Here is a 14,421-nt window from a genome sequence, read left to right as displayed (position 1 = left end):
GATTAATAAAGTGAAGCTGTCCAGTCAGCTAATACGCCAACAAAAACTGCGGGTTCTCTTTTCGAAAGTGGTTTGGATGCATTCATTACACGAGATAAAATAGTTGCTTTTTCCCAATCAGATATTCCAAAGTAAGTACCATCGGGTAGGTTATAATTTTTGCCATCAGAGGATGTGACGCTCCTATAAAACCCAAGACGGAGCATTCTTTCATGTAATTCATCATATTCCTTATAACTAGCATCATATATTTCAACTCGAACTAAATAATTTGCCATTCTTCTTATTCCTCATTTTGATTGCGAAATAGTCAACCTATCACTTTCCCTTAATTACGGTAAGTGAGGAACCACCTCGCCTGATGTGGTGAAAAGCAGGCAATTAATCTCGATTAAGGTGATAGTGAGCGATTGGAATTACTGCTATATTCTGGTGCATGACAATGGACTGCTAAGGAATTATGAATGGAAGTTATTTATGACCTTTATATTTTTTATATTGGATATATTTTAGGTATACCCTCTGCAATGGCTGGAATATCCTGTATTTTTTCAGCAATTAAAACAAAAAATAAAGGTAATAAAAAGGCATTCGCTATATTTGCCATATTATTTCTGTACCCGCCAATAGTATGTGTTTACGAAGTCTTTTAGGTAAATAGCAAAAATAAAACCAGCCTCGCTCAATGCGGGGTTTTTTTACACCCAAAGGAGAGCTAAATGGCTACCCTCGTCGATACATTGCTTGTTTCACTCAAACTGGATATGAACAGCTTTGCCAGTGATGCTAACAAGGCAACCAGAGCGCTTGATGATCTGGATAAAAAGGCTGGTGGTGCGTCTACAGCTATGGTCACTATGTCTGATGACATGATTGGAGCCAGTAACGCAATTGATGACCTGACTAAAATGCAGGAAAAATTAACCACTGCCGTATATGACCTTACGCAAAAGCTTGATGATGTTTCTACTGCCATAGTCAATCAGTCTGATGGAATGAACGAGGCTAGCGATAGCGCACAAAATTTAGATAAATCTAACCAGAAGCTAACTGAATCTACTGAAAATACTGGGAAATCTACTAAGAGTACATCCAATATAGTACTGGGCTTTACGGATAATATCAGTGGTATTACCGAAAAAACGCAGGACTGGGACAAGGCGATAAACGGCGCTGTTAAGGCATTAGCTGGGTTGTTTACTACTATCTTTGTTTCTACTGGTCTTGCTAAATTTATCGGTGAAGTGTCTGGAGCAAATGACCAATTGCACTTCCTGAGTAAGAACTTAGGGATGGATGCAGAAGACATCAAGAAATGGCAGAACGTCGCTGAAATGTCAGGTGGTAGCGCTGACGGCATGACGGCTACCATGTCCAACCTCAATAAGTCACTGTGGGATTTAGTGACTGTTGGTGATGCATCTATCCTGCCTTTCTTTAATGCCCTGGGTGTCGGAGTGGTGGACTCGCAAGGGAAGCTCAGAAGTCTGGATGATATCCTGTTAGATATGGCTGACAGTATGTCCCAAATGGAGCGCCCACAGGCCTATAACATCGCTAAAAACATGGGCATGGATGACGGCACGATTAACACCCTGTTAGAAGGCCGTGAAGCCATTCAGAAAAAGCTGGATGCACAGAAGGATCTGGTTATCTCCACAAAGGAAGAACTGGAGCTTAACCGCAAGCTCAGGGAACAAAACGCCGTTCTTAGCCAACAATGGGAAGGACTGAAAACGCTGGTGGCGAATTACCTGATACCGCGCTTACTGAAATTATCTCAGATGGTGACTGGATTTCTTGACTACCTGAATAAGAACCGTGAGACAGTCATAACCCTATTTCAGGGAATGGCTACGGCTATCGGTATCATTTTAATTCCTGTTGTTGCACGGGCGGCCTTAGCGGTATTAGCTCTGTTTGCTCCGTTAATCACTGGTACTGGCTTAATTTTTGCCTTTATTGCTGCGTTATGGCTTCTCTATGACGATTACAAAGGCTGGAAAGAAGGCAAGGATTCGTTCTTTGACTGGGGCGCAATGCATAAGTCATTTGTCTGGATCATGGAGCAGTTAGAGAAGCTGGAAAAATGGTTCAAAGGGACAACGATTGGCAAGTGGTTCACTGATACTAATGGTGAGCTTAATCTTCTTAAAACAGCCTTTGCTGGCTTTGCTACCTATATTGCTGTGAGCTGGGTAGGTAAGATTTTAAAAGCATTCGCTAAAGTGGGTAGAGGCATTAAAGGGATAGGCAAACAAGCCGCCAAGGTTGGTAATAAGGCCGGAAAATTAGGCGCAGTAGGGAGAGTCGGAGCGGTTGGTTTAGCTGCTGGCGCGGCATATGCGAGTGTTGATTATGTTGATGCTGTGCTTAATTCAGTGTTTGGTGAGTATGACTGGTTCCAGCGATTCAGGACTGCCCCAAACTGGAAATATGCGGGAATGGCTGCGATAGGTCAAGGTGATGCCAGATGGGTTAATGGTGAATGGGTAGATAATCGTGGCAAGGGAACAGGCCACCACATCACCCCAACCACCCTCGATATTCCAACCGGCGATCCTGATCTCGACAGACGCAAACGCAAAGTTCAGCGCGGTGAAATGACTCTTGATGAACTTAACGGTGTTGCCCCGAATGCCAATAAGCTAAAAGGTCAGGCTGCTTTCAATGCCATGAGAGGGTATTTTATGGAGCTTGAGAAGAAGGAGGGGCTGCCAGCCGGTTGGTTATACGGGGTTGCTATGGCTGAATCATCAGGGAATCGATTTGAGGTTTCTAAGAAAGGTGCTAAAGGCCCATTTCAATTCATGCCACCAACAGCCAAAGCATATGGGCTAAAAGGCAATGATGTTTTCGATTGGTATAAATCATCGGACGCAGCAGCTAAAATGTACGGTGATTTATCCAGGCAATTTAAAGGCGATATAGATAAGATGTTGGCTGGATATAATTGGGGTACTGGTAATATGAGTAAGTTTGGTATGAAAAATATGCCAAAAGAAACACGTGATTATATCCAAAGAGTCAGAAGCTACAGGGAAAAAGAACTACAGGATCGGAAGGCTCAGGGTGTTGTGCAGTCACTTTCTGACTTTCAGGCAAGGATGAATCAACCAATTATCCCAAATATGGACATGACCGCCCCTCATGAGTTCCTCGCACAAACCGAGAAAATACGTAGTATGCCTATGGCTGGTGCAACTAATAATGTCAAAGTAGACCTTAACGGAGATATTAATGTAGTCACATCCGCAAATACGATAACTGGAACTGTAACTGATGCAGGTGAGGCCGCTAGGTTAAGTCTTTCTCAAATTATGACATCGATGGGCTAAGCGGGATTTCCGCTTAGCTCAAGACTTTTTGATAGGTTCAACGGATTCAAAGGTAGGGAAGCCGCCGCTGCCACAGGCACGAGAAGTCAGTTTTATTTTGGCATCTTGCTTAATCAGGGAGCTTATATAGCCCCGTGCAAAGTCAGGAATGTCTTTATAGATTGGTGAAATATTATAGGTTGCATAATCACCTTTACTATCTTTAACCTTGAATTTTTCAATCGTTCTTTCGTCTGGTGTAACAGAAACAACAGTGACACGTTCTGTAACGGGGGCAGAGCAATTAAACCAATAGCCTGCAACATCACTTGAATTATTCTTGGGTACATCATAAATGCCATATATTTTCCCAGCGCGAATATCCATATAGTAATCATTACCTGCATAAGTCATAGACTCATATTTTTTATTCTCTGCTGCCAGAGAAGGTAATGCTATTACAGTGGCAATTATAAGGAGTGCGGCTTTTATTAATCTCATTACATTGCACCTCAAAGTAGTTGATCTATGTGGATAGCATAACACTAATTTGTTTATCCTGTGTTTTATTTGAGCATGATGGTTATACTTGGAGCAAATTAATTGTTATGTGGGGGTGATGAGTGTTAAAGAAAGTTGCGGTTGCTTTACTGCTAGTATCTGGCGTAGTGAATTCTGCTGCTCTTCCTGAGCCTAAAAATAAAATTGCTTTTAATAACTTTCAAAAGGTTTTAAACAATTACAACGCTAAAGATGATAAAGCAACTTACGTAAAGCCCAAATATAATACCATTCCTGAAGTAAAAATGAATATGGATGGAATCTCTTATGCTATTTATATGCCAAACGAAGATATTTTAAGCAAAGAATGCAATGAGCCTGTTCTTTGCGAAGAGTTTGTATCAGCAGTTAGAGCTATGTTTAAACTTCATGCAAAAGAAGTAACCGCAAGTGAAAGAAAGAAAATGCTCCAAATACTGCTAGATAATAATGTAAAGATGGGCACAACAAACGAAAGGGCGGAGAGGATAAGGAAATTTATCGAACAGCATAAATCCGATCTTAAAAGAAAATTTGGGATTGAATAATTTCAATTACGGACTGATTTTATTTAGCAAGAACGCCCCATTATGGGGCTTGTTTCTATTTACTTCCCATGAAATCAAGTAAACCTTTTGCTGCTTTTAAATATTGCTCAGGACTAATAAAGGTAGCGAAAGGCTTTCCTGAGCTACTATGTTCAATACGATAACTTTCGCTATCTGCTTTTTGGTAGGCTTTCCAGAGTTGCAATAGCTTAATACGCTGAAATCTATAAGTAACATCGTACAAAGCATAAAAATCATCCTTACTGAGTGGAGGGTAAGGTGATTTTCGTTGTTCTATTCTTTCAATTTGTCGCCTTAAGGTTTTTCTAAGCGGCGCTACGGCAGTGTTGAATTCCTTCCTTCTATCTCTGCCAATAGCCTGCTTATTACCAATGTAAAGACCTAACAGGAAACACAATAAACTGATAATAGGTGCGTAATCATGCAAGATTTTTTTAATATAGTTAAGGAATTCCATTTTTTATTCGAGCCGCTTATGTGGTTGTTTTTTGGCCTTGTATGTGGAGGCATGTTTGGTTGGCCTCCATTTTCTGGACGAAATTGAAAGATAAATAGTCAGTCAGGTTATTTATCTTTATGGCTAACTAGTTTTGCCACAATTCTGGCTGTATTCAATATTTCTTCCTGTTTTTGGGTCAACAGCCTTTTAAATTCTTCTATTCCATCCTCAAATGTAGCTTGAGCATCCTCTGGCGACATATTTAGGTCGATCTGACTAGCACCAGTATCAAGTGCATCTTGCAAAATCTGAACAATTTCGGAATTCATTGATCTGCCGTTTTCTTCTGCTCTTTGGGCAATAGCTTCCCTCATGCCATCGGGCAATCTGAGCATGAATTTATCTTGGTTTGCCACGAGCTTTTTAGTCATTTTAATTACCTTTTTATTTAATTCTAAAATAATGGTAATAGCATATTGACATCATGTAAATGCGTGTCATACTGACATCATGTCATTATGACATTATCAATATGGAGAAAATAAGATGACAAGCACCAACTTAGACACAAGAAAGAAAACTGAAAAGATGCAGCTACGGACAACTGAATACCTGAAAGATCAGGTTTGTAGATTTGCTGATAAAGACGGTATTTCTCAGAATTCAATTTTGAATCAGGCCATAGCTTGGTATGCAGAAGAGAGAAATAAAAATGAGTCATAAGAAGAGAATACCCCCGTATCCCTTGAGGATGCCGGATGAGGTTAGGGAATGGTATGAGGAAGAATCCAACAATAATGGCCGCTCTCTAAATGCAGAGATTGTGGAAGTTTTGAAAGAAGAAATGAATGGTTATAAGGCAGAGAAAAAACACAACTCAATAAAAACAAAGGATTGCAGATATCAGGGGAATAAAATGGCATTGGAAATAGAGAAAGTGAACACGAATATTGGATGCAGTATTTGTGGCAGAAACAGCAAAGACAGCAAAAAAAGTCGTTTATTTATCGCTGGCCTGTATGGGTATATATGCTCGTCATGTGTTAGCGATTGCGTAAGCATTCTTGCTTATCACATTGAATGTCGTGTAGATGAGGGAAATAAGGATACCGCTGAAGATAATGAATCAGAACGTCAATAAAGTCGAAACCTCGAAGGCTGCAACCAACGAGGCTTCTAAATCTTCAAACCGTGTAAGTAATAAAGATTATGTCAACCCATAACAGAGAGTGACAATATGAATAATGTAACAAATAAAAATCTTCCTGTCATTGCAGGCGTAGAAATCACTACCGATTCAGAAGGTCGTTTTAACCTGAATGCTTTGCATAAGGCGAGTGGTCAAGGAGCATCAAGAGCACCAAGCGAGTGGGTAAAGTCAGAATCTGTTAAGTTATTGGTTTTAGAGGTTGGAAGTTTAACTCGTGAAAATCCCCTAGTTAGAAAAGAAGGTCGTTATGGTGGCACTTTTGCTCATGAACTTTTAGCAGTCTCATATGCAGGGTGGATCAGTCCAGCATTCCAATTGCAGGTGAACCAGACTTTCATTGATTATCGTTCAGGGAAATTAGTACCAGAGAAAAGCAAATCAGGCTTACCTGAATACCGCCGCGCCAGAACGCTGAAAATGTCAGTTGATGCTGTCAGTAGTTTGTTTGCTCTGATGCCAAATTTGAGCAATGAAGCGAAGCAATGTGCAGCCGCTAACATTGTTAACCCTATCGTTGGTTTTGAAGCAGTTCCTCTGCCTGTACTGGAAGAAAAATATTACACAGCAGGTGAAGTAGGAAAAATGCTGGATGTGTCAGCGAAGAAAATCGGACTGGTTGCCAATAAGCACAACCTCAAGAATGAGCAGAATGGCAAGTTCTTTCTGGATAAGTCCGCTTACTCAAGTAAGCAAGTCGAAGCATTCCGTTATAACGAGAACGGCATTAAAGCGCTGAGACATTTAATTCATGGTGTTGAAGTAGCTTAAGGATTTAAGCCACGGAAGGCGAAGAGCGAACAATCAAGCTATCAATGTTATTAAGGGTATGCAACCGATTCCCTATCTTAAATCGATTGATTAGTCTAATTTTCGAGCCGCTTCCCAAATTTAGCATGTAAATATTTACAAAAGGTTACAGTTACGTAATAAATGATGTCGCTTTAAACGGCGAAGCCCCGAACTGGTAGGACAGCTAGGGGCCTCTAATACAACGTTTACCCCAACCGAAAGGAAGTAAACATGGTAAGTATAACAGTTAATGAATTAACTAAAAACTCCCCATCAGTAGAGCACATGATCCCCATCATGTACAACAGTGTTCCGGTCATTACTACTGAGCTGTTAGCTGATGTTTATGAAACTGATGTTATTCGAATTCAGCAGAACCATGCGAGAAATACTGATAGATTTGTAGAGGGCACGCATTTCTTTAAGTTAACCGGTTCAATTTTAAGAGAATTCAAGAACAGACTATCTTTAAGCGAGTCAGTTAAAGAGTTATCTTTACTAGTTGGTAAACGCGCCCGTAGCCTCATCCTCTGGACAGAACGCGGTGCAGCTCGTCACGCTAAAATGCTGGATACTGACAAAGCATGGGATGTGTTCGGGAAACTGGAAGATTTCTACTTTAACCTGAAAGGGGTTGAGACTAAAACCACAACCCATGACCGCACTCCCTTACGTGGACTGGTTAATACCCTAATGGGTAAATATGGCATCAGTGATAGAACGTTATTCCAGATGGTGCATCGTGAATTTGGGGTAAAAAGCATCGGTGAGTTAACCAGTGAACAATTACCTTCTGCAATAGAGTATTTGGCAACTAAGGCTATTGAGGGTGAGTTACTACCGAAAGAAGAATTACCAGCTTTAAACCTAAATGAATTGGCTTACTCTATGTCATTCTTTGATGGCTATGATGATATTTTTAAGGCTAAAGGGATAAATAAAGACGGCGCATTAAAAAATGCTACCAGTTATCCAGTTCAGTTACTGAATGGTGCTGAATACCCGAACCCTATTAATAGTTTGCTTAATGGGCTGTCTAGCATGGGGATTAATGTTGAGGCCGCCCGATTCCAATTACAGGCACTAGCGTATCACCTTGAGATTTATCACCGGAAAGTAGCGCAAATTAAGCGCGATTTAGAATATATCTAATGTTGAGCCATGGATGGCTAACAGTTGAAGTGATTTAATATTTTTTAACCATTAACAGAACAATAAAAAAACAGTCTTTCTTGTTGAATTTAAGTCAACTTAACCCTATCATTACCTTAAGGTAACTCCATTGATGAGTTAAAACACGCTAGACTTATAGTCTTAGCTATTTATATTTTAGAGGTTTTTCTTATGAGTCACGCACTTAAAAAGACAAATCGTCTTTGCATACCGCCTCGTGACAAAAGCAAACAAGCTTTACCTCGGGCTGCTAAAGGCGATGGCTCTCATCACGATCAAGTCAAAAATGCCTTCACATTTGGCTTTACTCGTTACGATAAAGCAATGGAAGAATTATCAAAGGTATAAATAAATGTCTTCATGGGCTGCGGAGTTCGTTGAAGGTATAAATTATTTGTCAGTTGACGACATTACTTATATAAACAAAGAGTTAATTGAGAAACAAACCCCGAAAGAGATAATCAAAGTTCTAAAACCAAATGAACTAGGATCATCTCAAGCCAGCCCTAGTTTGACTAGGTACTATGAACAAACAGATGACATGTTTAAACTGGCATCTGTTTTAGTTCATAGCTTAATACAAAATCACCCATTTGCTAATGCTAACAAACGGACAGCCATGATGTCGGGCTATATCTTTTTGTTAATCAATGGATATGAGCTTACTGCCCCTAATGATGAGATTATCGAAATGGCTGTTGGATTGGCGGGGAAAGAGTATTCTCGTGATGAGCTAGAAGACTGGCTGTGTTATTGGTCTAGAGAATACGATACTAGAAATTTATGTTATCCGTCATTGGATAGCATAATGACCGGAATGCTACGAATTCACATTGATTAAATAAGCATAAATCAATCAACCCGCTTCGGCGGGTTTTTCATTTCTAAGGCCGCCGAGTGCGGTTTTTTTACATCCAAAAAACGGGGTTAACTATGTTCGGAAAGCCAGATATCCCTAACTGGAAGGGTATCCCCAACGCTGCAATTGATGCCGGAATTAGCCTGGGTGGTGCAGCGTTAATAAACACATTGTTCGGTAACTACTGGGGAATATTCAATCAGTATGGCATCCCTCTCTTACTGGCAGACAGCGTGATATCCCTGCAATACCAGAACCAGTATCGGGTTGTAAGTGCCCCGATAGAGAACGGCTCATTTGCTTCTTATAACAAGGTCGGTGAGCCTTACAAAGTCACGGTTCAGCTAAGCAAAAGTTCAGGTGGTACATTAGAGCGCGGCGCTTTCCTGTCCCAGCTTGAGATATTAGCGAAAAGCACATTGAAATTTCATGTGGTCACGCCGGAATTTGTCTACATCAATGCTGCGATTGTCGGCTATGACCTTGCACGGGAGGCCAAAGACGGCACTACGCTGATTAAGGTCAATGTCCACCTGGAAGAAGTCAGGGAAGTGAAAATCAAATATGACAAAGAGGAAGTGAAGAACCCGGATGATGCTAAGAAAAAGGACACAGGCGAGCAAACGCAAAAAGTGGAAGCGCAGCAGCAAGAAGTGAACGGCATACTAGATGATATTTTGGATAGCAGAAAAACTAAATTAAAGAGGATTGGGGATTTTAGCGAAAGAGTCGGCGGTGCATTAGGAAAAGCCCTTGATAAGGGTAAAGAACTCCTAGAGATGGGGCGGCAACAAATTAATGGCGGAGGGTTCTTTTAATGCTTGTTGAAATTACTTTATCTCCCATTCCCAACCAAACTACGTCATTCACCATTAACGCAGACTTAATCGACTTAACCCTTGAGAGCCGACTGGGAAATATTTTCGCCACGGTACAAAAGAACGGCGAGTATCTGGTGTGTAACCGTGTCTGCCGGAATCTGTCGTATATCTGTCGATGGTTGGTTTTTGTGGACATCGAAGGGAACACTGACCCGCAATACACCGGACTGGGTTCCCGCTATAAACTGGTATGGAACGATGAAATTTAATCGCAAAGTTATCAAAATCACGCTCACGCTTTCAGGCAAAGACGAATCCTTCACCTCATCCAGTCAGAATAAACTTTCATCTACCGGACTTCGGATTAATGCCGAAATTAACTACGGCAACGGGGCCATCACGCCTTATGCGCGGGTGAAAGCCTATGGTCTGCCTATCGAGACGATGGAGAAGTTACTGCGCAAAAAGTGGGGTGATCTTCAGGCGCTGCGCAATATGATGACCATTGAGGCCGGAGAAGAAGGGGAGGCGTTATCACAGGTCTTCAGAGGTGGCATCACGTTTGCCTACCCTGATTTTGGCGATGTACCTAATGCATCACTGGTGATTGAGTCGCAAACGGCGGTGTTGGATAAAATGCAGGGGGTGAATGCTGAAAGCTACGAGGGCGAACACGATGTTGCCGCTATCATAGCAACGATTTGCCAGCGCATGGGGTACACCTTTGAATCTAACGGAGTTAGCGTAAAAGTCTCAGATCCGTACCTGCATAACACGGACATCGATAAAATCCGCCAACTGGCCCATGCCGCCAATCTGGATGTGTATATCGAAGACAAAAACGTAGCCATCACCTACAAAGACAACCCCCGGCGCACCTTAAAAATTCCGGTTATCTCGCCGGAAACAGGCTTAATCAGTTACCCCATACCAACCAATCTCGGCGTGCAGTTCAAGTGTTTCTATGACCCCCTTGTCCGGTTTGGCGGTATCGTGCGTATTACTGACAGTCTGATAAAGATATGTAACGGGGACTGGCTGGTTTTTGGTATCAGGACAATATTAGAAACCGAGCAGGATTCCGCTCAATGGGCAATGGAAGTGTCAGCCAGCCGACGAGGAGAAAACTATGCCGCCATCAAGAAGTGAACGGGTATTACTTTATGATCCACAAGCCACCGCAGGCGGGGCGCTCAGTCAGGAAGCCATTATCTGGTCACTGATTGGCAGAATGGGCACGGTGACCATTTGCCGGGTAGAGAAAATCCACGGGGGCGGTGTTGGCCCGGTAGGGTATGTCGATATCCTGCCACTGGTGCAACAGGTCGATGGCGCAGGCAATATCTACCAGAATGCCACTGTCTACAATGTGCCGTACTTTCGTTATCAGGGTGGTGAAAACGCCGTCATTCTTGACCCAAAAGTAGGGGATTTGGGCTTTTGTTTTACCGCCAGCCGGGATATCTCAAAGGTGAAGAGAACCAAGAATTCAGCGCCCCCGGGCAGTAAACGCAAATACGATATGGCGGACAGTCTCTATCTCGGTGGTTTACTGAATGGCACACCATCCCAGTTTATCCATTTTCTGGAGAGCGGAATGGATATCGTGTCCACCGGCATCGTGAACGTCAAAGCCACTAAAATTGTACTGGATGCGCCGGTTGAGACGACCAGCACCATTCAGGCCAAGAGCAATATTACCGACAACACAACCATCAATAGCCAGTCAATGGCTGGTATGCGTGAAATCTATAACCGCCACACTCACCCCGAACACGGACAAGGCGCAAATACCAGCCCACCTAACCAGAAGGCGTAATCATGCGGACATTATTTTTAATGCCTGCCACATGGGATTTAACTCTCGATGCGGCGGGCAACATTGCTGTGGCCTCAGACCAGTACGCCAGAGCGCAGTCAGTGGCTAATGCCTGTCGGGTCTTCGTCAAAGACCTGTATTACTCGCAGGGTGACGGTATTCCGTATCTGGAGGAAATTTTGGGCAAGAACCGCTACTCATTGGCGATGTACCGCAAGTATTTAGAGGATGCGGCGATGTCTGTCGAGGGAGTGATATCAGCTACGGCGGAACTCAGTACCGCCAATGACAGGGTGGTGAGAGGACGAATACTGTTTACTGACATTAACGGAACCAAGGGAGCAATCGAATTATGATCCCAAAACTGCAAATGACCCCACAGGGGATATTAGCGCCACCCACACAGGAGGTGATTGATGGCTGGTGGCAGGTACTCAAGGGGTGTTTTGGTGACAATCTCAATACCGACATGAAAACCCCGCAAGGCCAATTAGTGACGACGCTAACTGCGATTATCACCGACGAACGAAACTTCTTTATCCATCTCCTGAACAGCTTTGACCCGCGTTACGCTGATGGCCTGATGCAGGATGCGCTGGGGTATATTTATTTCCTGCAACGCAAACCGGCGACTCAATCCGTGGCTGAGGTTACGATTAATGGGCTGGTCAATACGGCTATCCCGGTTGGCTTTCAGGTGGCTGATAACGCCGGGAGGACGTGGAGTACGCAAGTAGAGTCCGCAATCGGTGAAGATGGACTCGTCACTGTGCATGTTTACTGTGATGTTGTTGGACGGATTGAAACGGCTGCCGAGTCCATTAATCGCATTGTGAAAGCTGTTGCCGGGATAGATTCGGTTATCAATAAACAGGCCGCTATTGTGGGCAAAGAGGCCGAATCCCGACAGGAGTTTGAGCTAAGACGACAGCAGTCTGTGGCGGTCAATGCCAAAAATACCAATGCCGCTACACAGGGAGCAATAGGTAATCTTAAGGGCGTGATCGACTGTTACGTTATCGATAATCCCTCTAACGAAACAAAAACCGTAGGGTTTACCAATTATCCACTGATTCGGAACTCCATCGCAGTCTCTGTCGTGGGGGGGGATGATAATGAGATTGCTCGGCATATTCTGAGCAAAGCCGGGTCTGGCTGCTCGTTTGTGGGCAATAATACGGTCAAATACGAGGACACAGAAAATTTCCCTTATATGCCACCCCGTTATGAGGTGACATTTATCCGGCCTCACCATATCCCGGTGGAGTTTATTATCACCTTTGAAGACAAGTTGAAATTAACCCATCAGGACAAAGAAGCCATCCGTCAGGCGGTCATGAATGAATTCACCACAGGTCGGGGAAAAGGTCGCATTGCCAAGAAACTGATTGCCAGTGATTACATTTGTGTTGTGGCCCAGGCTGCGACTGAGCGGTTAATAGCGGTTCAGGTAGCCAGAAAAGGCGAGGCGGTAGCAAATTATCTGGAGTTCGGTATTGATGAATTCCCGGTGTTATCAGTGGATGACATAAGGATAGCGTCATGATTGAGATAAAAGACACTTTCCTGAGCCAGTACGCCAACAGTCCGACCCTCTGCACTATCCTCAATAATTTCAATGATACTGTCGATCCTAGAGCCAACACAGATGAGTTCTATCATCTGGCGGTCAATGTGCTCACGGCAAAAGGGTTCGGGCTGGATATTTGGGGACGAATTGTCGGCATTGGTAGGGATTTATCCATACCGGATCCGAATGCGGATTATTTCGGTTTTAAGGAGACAGAGAAATATACTCCGTTTGACCAGTCACCCTTTTACAGTGGCGGGTCTTCAGATATGTCTTACAAGATGGATGATTCCACTTATCGGGATGTCATCTTAATGAAGGCGCACTCGAACATTCTGTATGCCACCGCGCCAAATATTAACCGGTTCCTGAAAAGTCGTATTTTTACAGGCCGGGCTTATTACCTGATCACCGGTCACATGACCGCACGATATGTTTTTGAATACCGGTTATCGGAATTAGAAAAGAACCTGATTTACCACCACCACATCTTACCGCATCCGTCAGGGGTTCAGATTTCCATTGCAGAACTGCCAGCGGGTGAATTTTTCGGCTTCTACGGGACAGGCTTCCAGCCTTTCGGTCAGGCCGCTTTTGCACAATAAGGTGAACAATGAAAAACCCTAACTTAATCCCTAAGCCCTTCGCGCAGAACGGGCAGAAAGACGCGATCCCTACGAACCACAAATCCGACTTACCCAGCCAAAAGGCCACATGGGATACCGGCTTTCCGCAAATTACCATGATGCCCGTCACCGCAGGTGGATTACCACCCAGCGGACGCGATTTTAACGGTATCCTGAACCAGATTTCAGACAATATTGTGTACTTATCCCAGGGGGGAAAGTTTAAGTATTCGCAGGAATATGCCGATTCGACCGGGGGCTACCCCAAAGGGGCAATATTGCAGTCTGATGATGAAACCAAAGAGTTTCAGAGTCTGACGGACAATAATAAAATTAACTTCAATAAAGAGTCGTCTGAGAAAGTCAGTGCGGCATGGAAGCAAGTAAGCACAACGCTGCTTTTGGATGAATTAAACAAAAAGCTCAATCGCTCTGATGTAGTGCAATCAGTCGGCAACAGTAAATCACAGGTGATGAGTCAGAATGCGGTCACCGATACCCTGAACACCAAACAAGACAAAGGCGATTACGCCACTAATTCGGCATTGAATCAGGTCAATGACAACGCCAACAGTCGTCTCGAAAAAGCACAGAACGGGGCGGATATCCAAGATAAAGCGGCGTTTGTGAACAATCTTGGTTTACGGGATACAGTAGACAGGGCTTCTCATTCACTGGATACCCGGACT

General features: G+C 43.3%; 19 protein-coding genes and 1 pseudogene. 16 read left to right on the top strand and 4 right to left on the bottom strand.

Features of this window, described 5'->3' with window-relative positions; translation table 11 throughout:
* Nucleotides 1–2: 2 nt before the first annotated feature.
* The gene (locus Xsto_RS17175; RefSeq protein WP_099125858.1) at nucleotides 3–278 is read right to left on the bottom strand and encodes a type V toxin-antitoxin system endoribonuclease antitoxin GhoS; all 276 of its coding nucleotides are present in this window, start codon (nucleotides 276–278) and stop codon (nucleotides 3–5) included.
* 441 nt (nucleotides 279–719) lie between these two features.
* Here Xsto_RS17175 and Xsto_RS17165 point away from each other — a divergent pair, with 441 nt between their 5' ends.
* Nucleotides 720–3,338: a transglycosylase SLT domain-containing protein gene (locus Xsto_RS17165; RefSeq protein WP_099125857.1), complete on the top strand. Its 2,619-nt coding sequence runs from the start codon at nucleotides 720–722 to the stop codon at nucleotides 3,336–3,338.
* Between the two features lie 18 nt (nucleotides 3,339–3,356).
* Here the strand turns inward: Xsto_RS17165 and Xsto_RS17160 are convergent, their stop codons facing one another.
* The gene (locus tag Xsto_RS17160) at nucleotides 3,357–3,818 is read right to left on the bottom strand and encodes a hypothetical protein (protein ID WP_099111596.1); all 462 of its coding nucleotides are present in this window, start codon (nucleotides 3,816–3,818) and stop codon (nucleotides 3,357–3,359) included.
* A 122-nt stretch (nucleotides 3,819–3,940) separates the two neighbouring features.
* Between Xsto_RS17160 and Xsto_RS17155 the strand changes: the two genes are divergently transcribed.
* Nucleotides 3,941–4,405 carry a hypothetical protein gene (locus Xsto_RS17155; RefSeq protein WP_099125856.1) on the top strand — a complete coding sequence of 155 codons (465 nt, stop codon included), beginning with the start codon at nucleotides 3,941–3,943 and terminating at the stop codon, nucleotides 4,403–4,405.
* A gap of 55 nt (nucleotides 4,406–4,460) precedes the next feature.
* On the opposite strand, the gene Xsto_RS17150 is transcribed toward Xsto_RS17155, so the two are convergent.
* Complete coding sequence (locus tag Xsto_RS17150) at nucleotides 4,461–4,883, bottom strand: hypothetical protein (RefSeq protein ID WP_099125855.1); 423 nt, start codon at nucleotides 4,881–4,883, stop codon at nucleotides 4,461–4,463.
* Between the two features lie 107 nt (nucleotides 4,884–4,990).
* The gene (locus tag Xsto_RS17145) at nucleotides 4,991–5,296 is read right to left on the bottom strand and encodes an Arc family DNA-binding protein (protein WP_099125854.1); all 306 of its coding nucleotides are present in this window, start codon (nucleotides 5,294–5,296) and stop codon (nucleotides 4,991–4,993) included.
* Between the two features lie 115 nt (nucleotides 5,297–5,411).
* Here Xsto_RS17145 and Xsto_RS21625 point away from each other — a divergent pair, with 115 nt between their 5' ends.
* The 14 genes and pseudogenes from Xsto_RS21625 to Xsto_RS17085 form a co-directional block, all read left to right on the top strand.
* Entirely contained in the window at nucleotides 5,412–5,588 is a 177-nt protein-coding gene (locus Xsto_RS21625; RefSeq protein WP_169926672.1) for a hypothetical protein, read from the top strand.
* The gene (locus Xsto_RS17140; protein WP_169926671.1) at nucleotides 5,578–6,006 is read left to right on the top strand and encodes an Arc family DNA-binding protein; all 429 of its coding nucleotides are present in this window, start codon (nucleotides 5,578–5,580) and stop codon (nucleotides 6,004–6,006) included. The genes Xsto_RS21625 and Xsto_RS17140 overlap by 11 nt, the downstream gene beginning before the upstream one ends.
* Before the next feature lie 96 nt (nucleotides 6,007–6,102).
* A complete protein-coding gene (locus Xsto_RS17135) occupies nucleotides 6,103–6,843 on the top strand; it encodes a KilA-N domain-containing protein (RefSeq protein ID WP_099125852.1) in 741 nt (246 codons plus the stop codon).
* Nucleotides 6,844–7,095: 252 nt separating this feature from the next.
* Nucleotides 7,096–8,016, top strand: a complete 921-nt coding sequence (locus Xsto_RS22620; protein WP_099125851.1) for an ORF6N domain-containing protein — start codon at nucleotides 7,096–7,098, stop codon at nucleotides 8,014–8,016.
* 192 nt (nucleotides 8,017–8,208) lie between these two features.
* Nucleotides 8,209–8,385: a hypothetical protein gene (locus Xsto_RS21620; RefSeq protein ID WP_169926670.1), complete on the top strand. Its 177-nt coding sequence runs from the start codon at nucleotides 8,209–8,211 to the stop codon at nucleotides 8,383–8,385.
* 4 nt (nucleotides 8,386–8,389) lie between these two features.
* Nucleotides 8,390–8,878 (top strand): type II toxin-antitoxin system death-on-curing family toxin, encoded by a 489-nt coding sequence (locus tag Xsto_RS17125; protein ID WP_099125850.1) that lies wholly within the window; start codon nucleotides 8,390–8,392, stop codon nucleotides 8,876–8,878.
* 92 nt (nucleotides 8,879–8,970) lie between these two features.
* On the top strand, nucleotides 8,971–9,714 hold the full coding sequence (locus Xsto_RS17120; RefSeq protein ID WP_211284339.1) for a phage baseplate protein: 744 nt from the start codon (nucleotides 8,971–8,973) through the stop codon (nucleotides 9,712–9,714).
* The gene (locus Xsto_RS17115; protein ID WP_099125849.1) at nucleotides 9,714–9,986 is read left to right on the top strand and encodes a phage baseplate plug family protein; all 273 of its coding nucleotides are present in this window, start codon (nucleotides 9,714–9,716) and stop codon (nucleotides 9,984–9,986) included. Before Xsto_RS17120 ends, Xsto_RS17115 begins: the two co-directional genes overlap by 1 nt.
* Nucleotides 9,976–10,866: a baseplate hub protein gene (locus Xsto_RS17110; RefSeq protein WP_099125848.1), complete on the top strand. Its 891-nt coding sequence runs from the start codon at nucleotides 9,976–9,978 to the stop codon at nucleotides 10,864–10,866. The genes Xsto_RS17115 and Xsto_RS17110 overlap by 11 nt, the downstream gene beginning before the upstream one ends.
* The gene (locus Xsto_RS17105) at nucleotides 10,847–11,536 is read left to right on the top strand and encodes a phage baseplate protein (protein WP_099125847.1); all 690 of its coding nucleotides are present in this window, start codon (nucleotides 10,847–10,849) and stop codon (nucleotides 11,534–11,536) included. Before Xsto_RS17110 ends, Xsto_RS17105 begins: the two co-directional genes overlap by 20 nt.
* 2 nt (nucleotides 11,537–11,538) lie before the next feature.
* Entirely contained in the window at nucleotides 11,539–11,892 is a 354-nt protein-coding gene (locus Xsto_RS17100; RefSeq protein ID WP_099125846.1) for a hypothetical protein, read from the top strand.
* Complete coding sequence (locus Xsto_RS17095; RefSeq protein ID WP_099125845.1) at nucleotides 11,889–13,082, top strand: baseplate J/gp47 family protein; 1,194 nt, start codon at nucleotides 11,889–11,891, stop codon at nucleotides 13,080–13,082. Before Xsto_RS17100 ends, Xsto_RS17095 begins: the two co-directional genes overlap by 4 nt.
* The gene (locus Xsto_RS17090) at nucleotides 13,079–13,711 is read left to right on the top strand and encodes a baseplate wedge 1 family protein (RefSeq protein ID WP_099125844.1); all 633 of its coding nucleotides are present in this window, start codon (nucleotides 13,079–13,081) and stop codon (nucleotides 13,709–13,711) included. Before Xsto_RS17095 ends, Xsto_RS17090 begins: the two co-directional genes overlap by 4 nt.
* Nucleotides 13,712–13,719: 8 nt before the next feature.
* Nucleotides 13,720–14,421: pseudogene (locus Xsto_RS17085) on the top strand (hypothetical protein); the annotation flags it as partial.

The sequence above is a fragment of the Xenorhabdus stockiae genome, from assembly GCF_002632825.1.
In the GTDB taxonomy this organism is placed as follows: Bacteria; Pseudomonadota; Gammaproteobacteria; order Enterobacterales; family Enterobacteriaceae; genus Xenorhabdus; species Xenorhabdus stockiae.
Note: the sequence above shows the minus strand (reverse complement) of the source record. Positions and strands in the feature narration are given on the sequence as shown.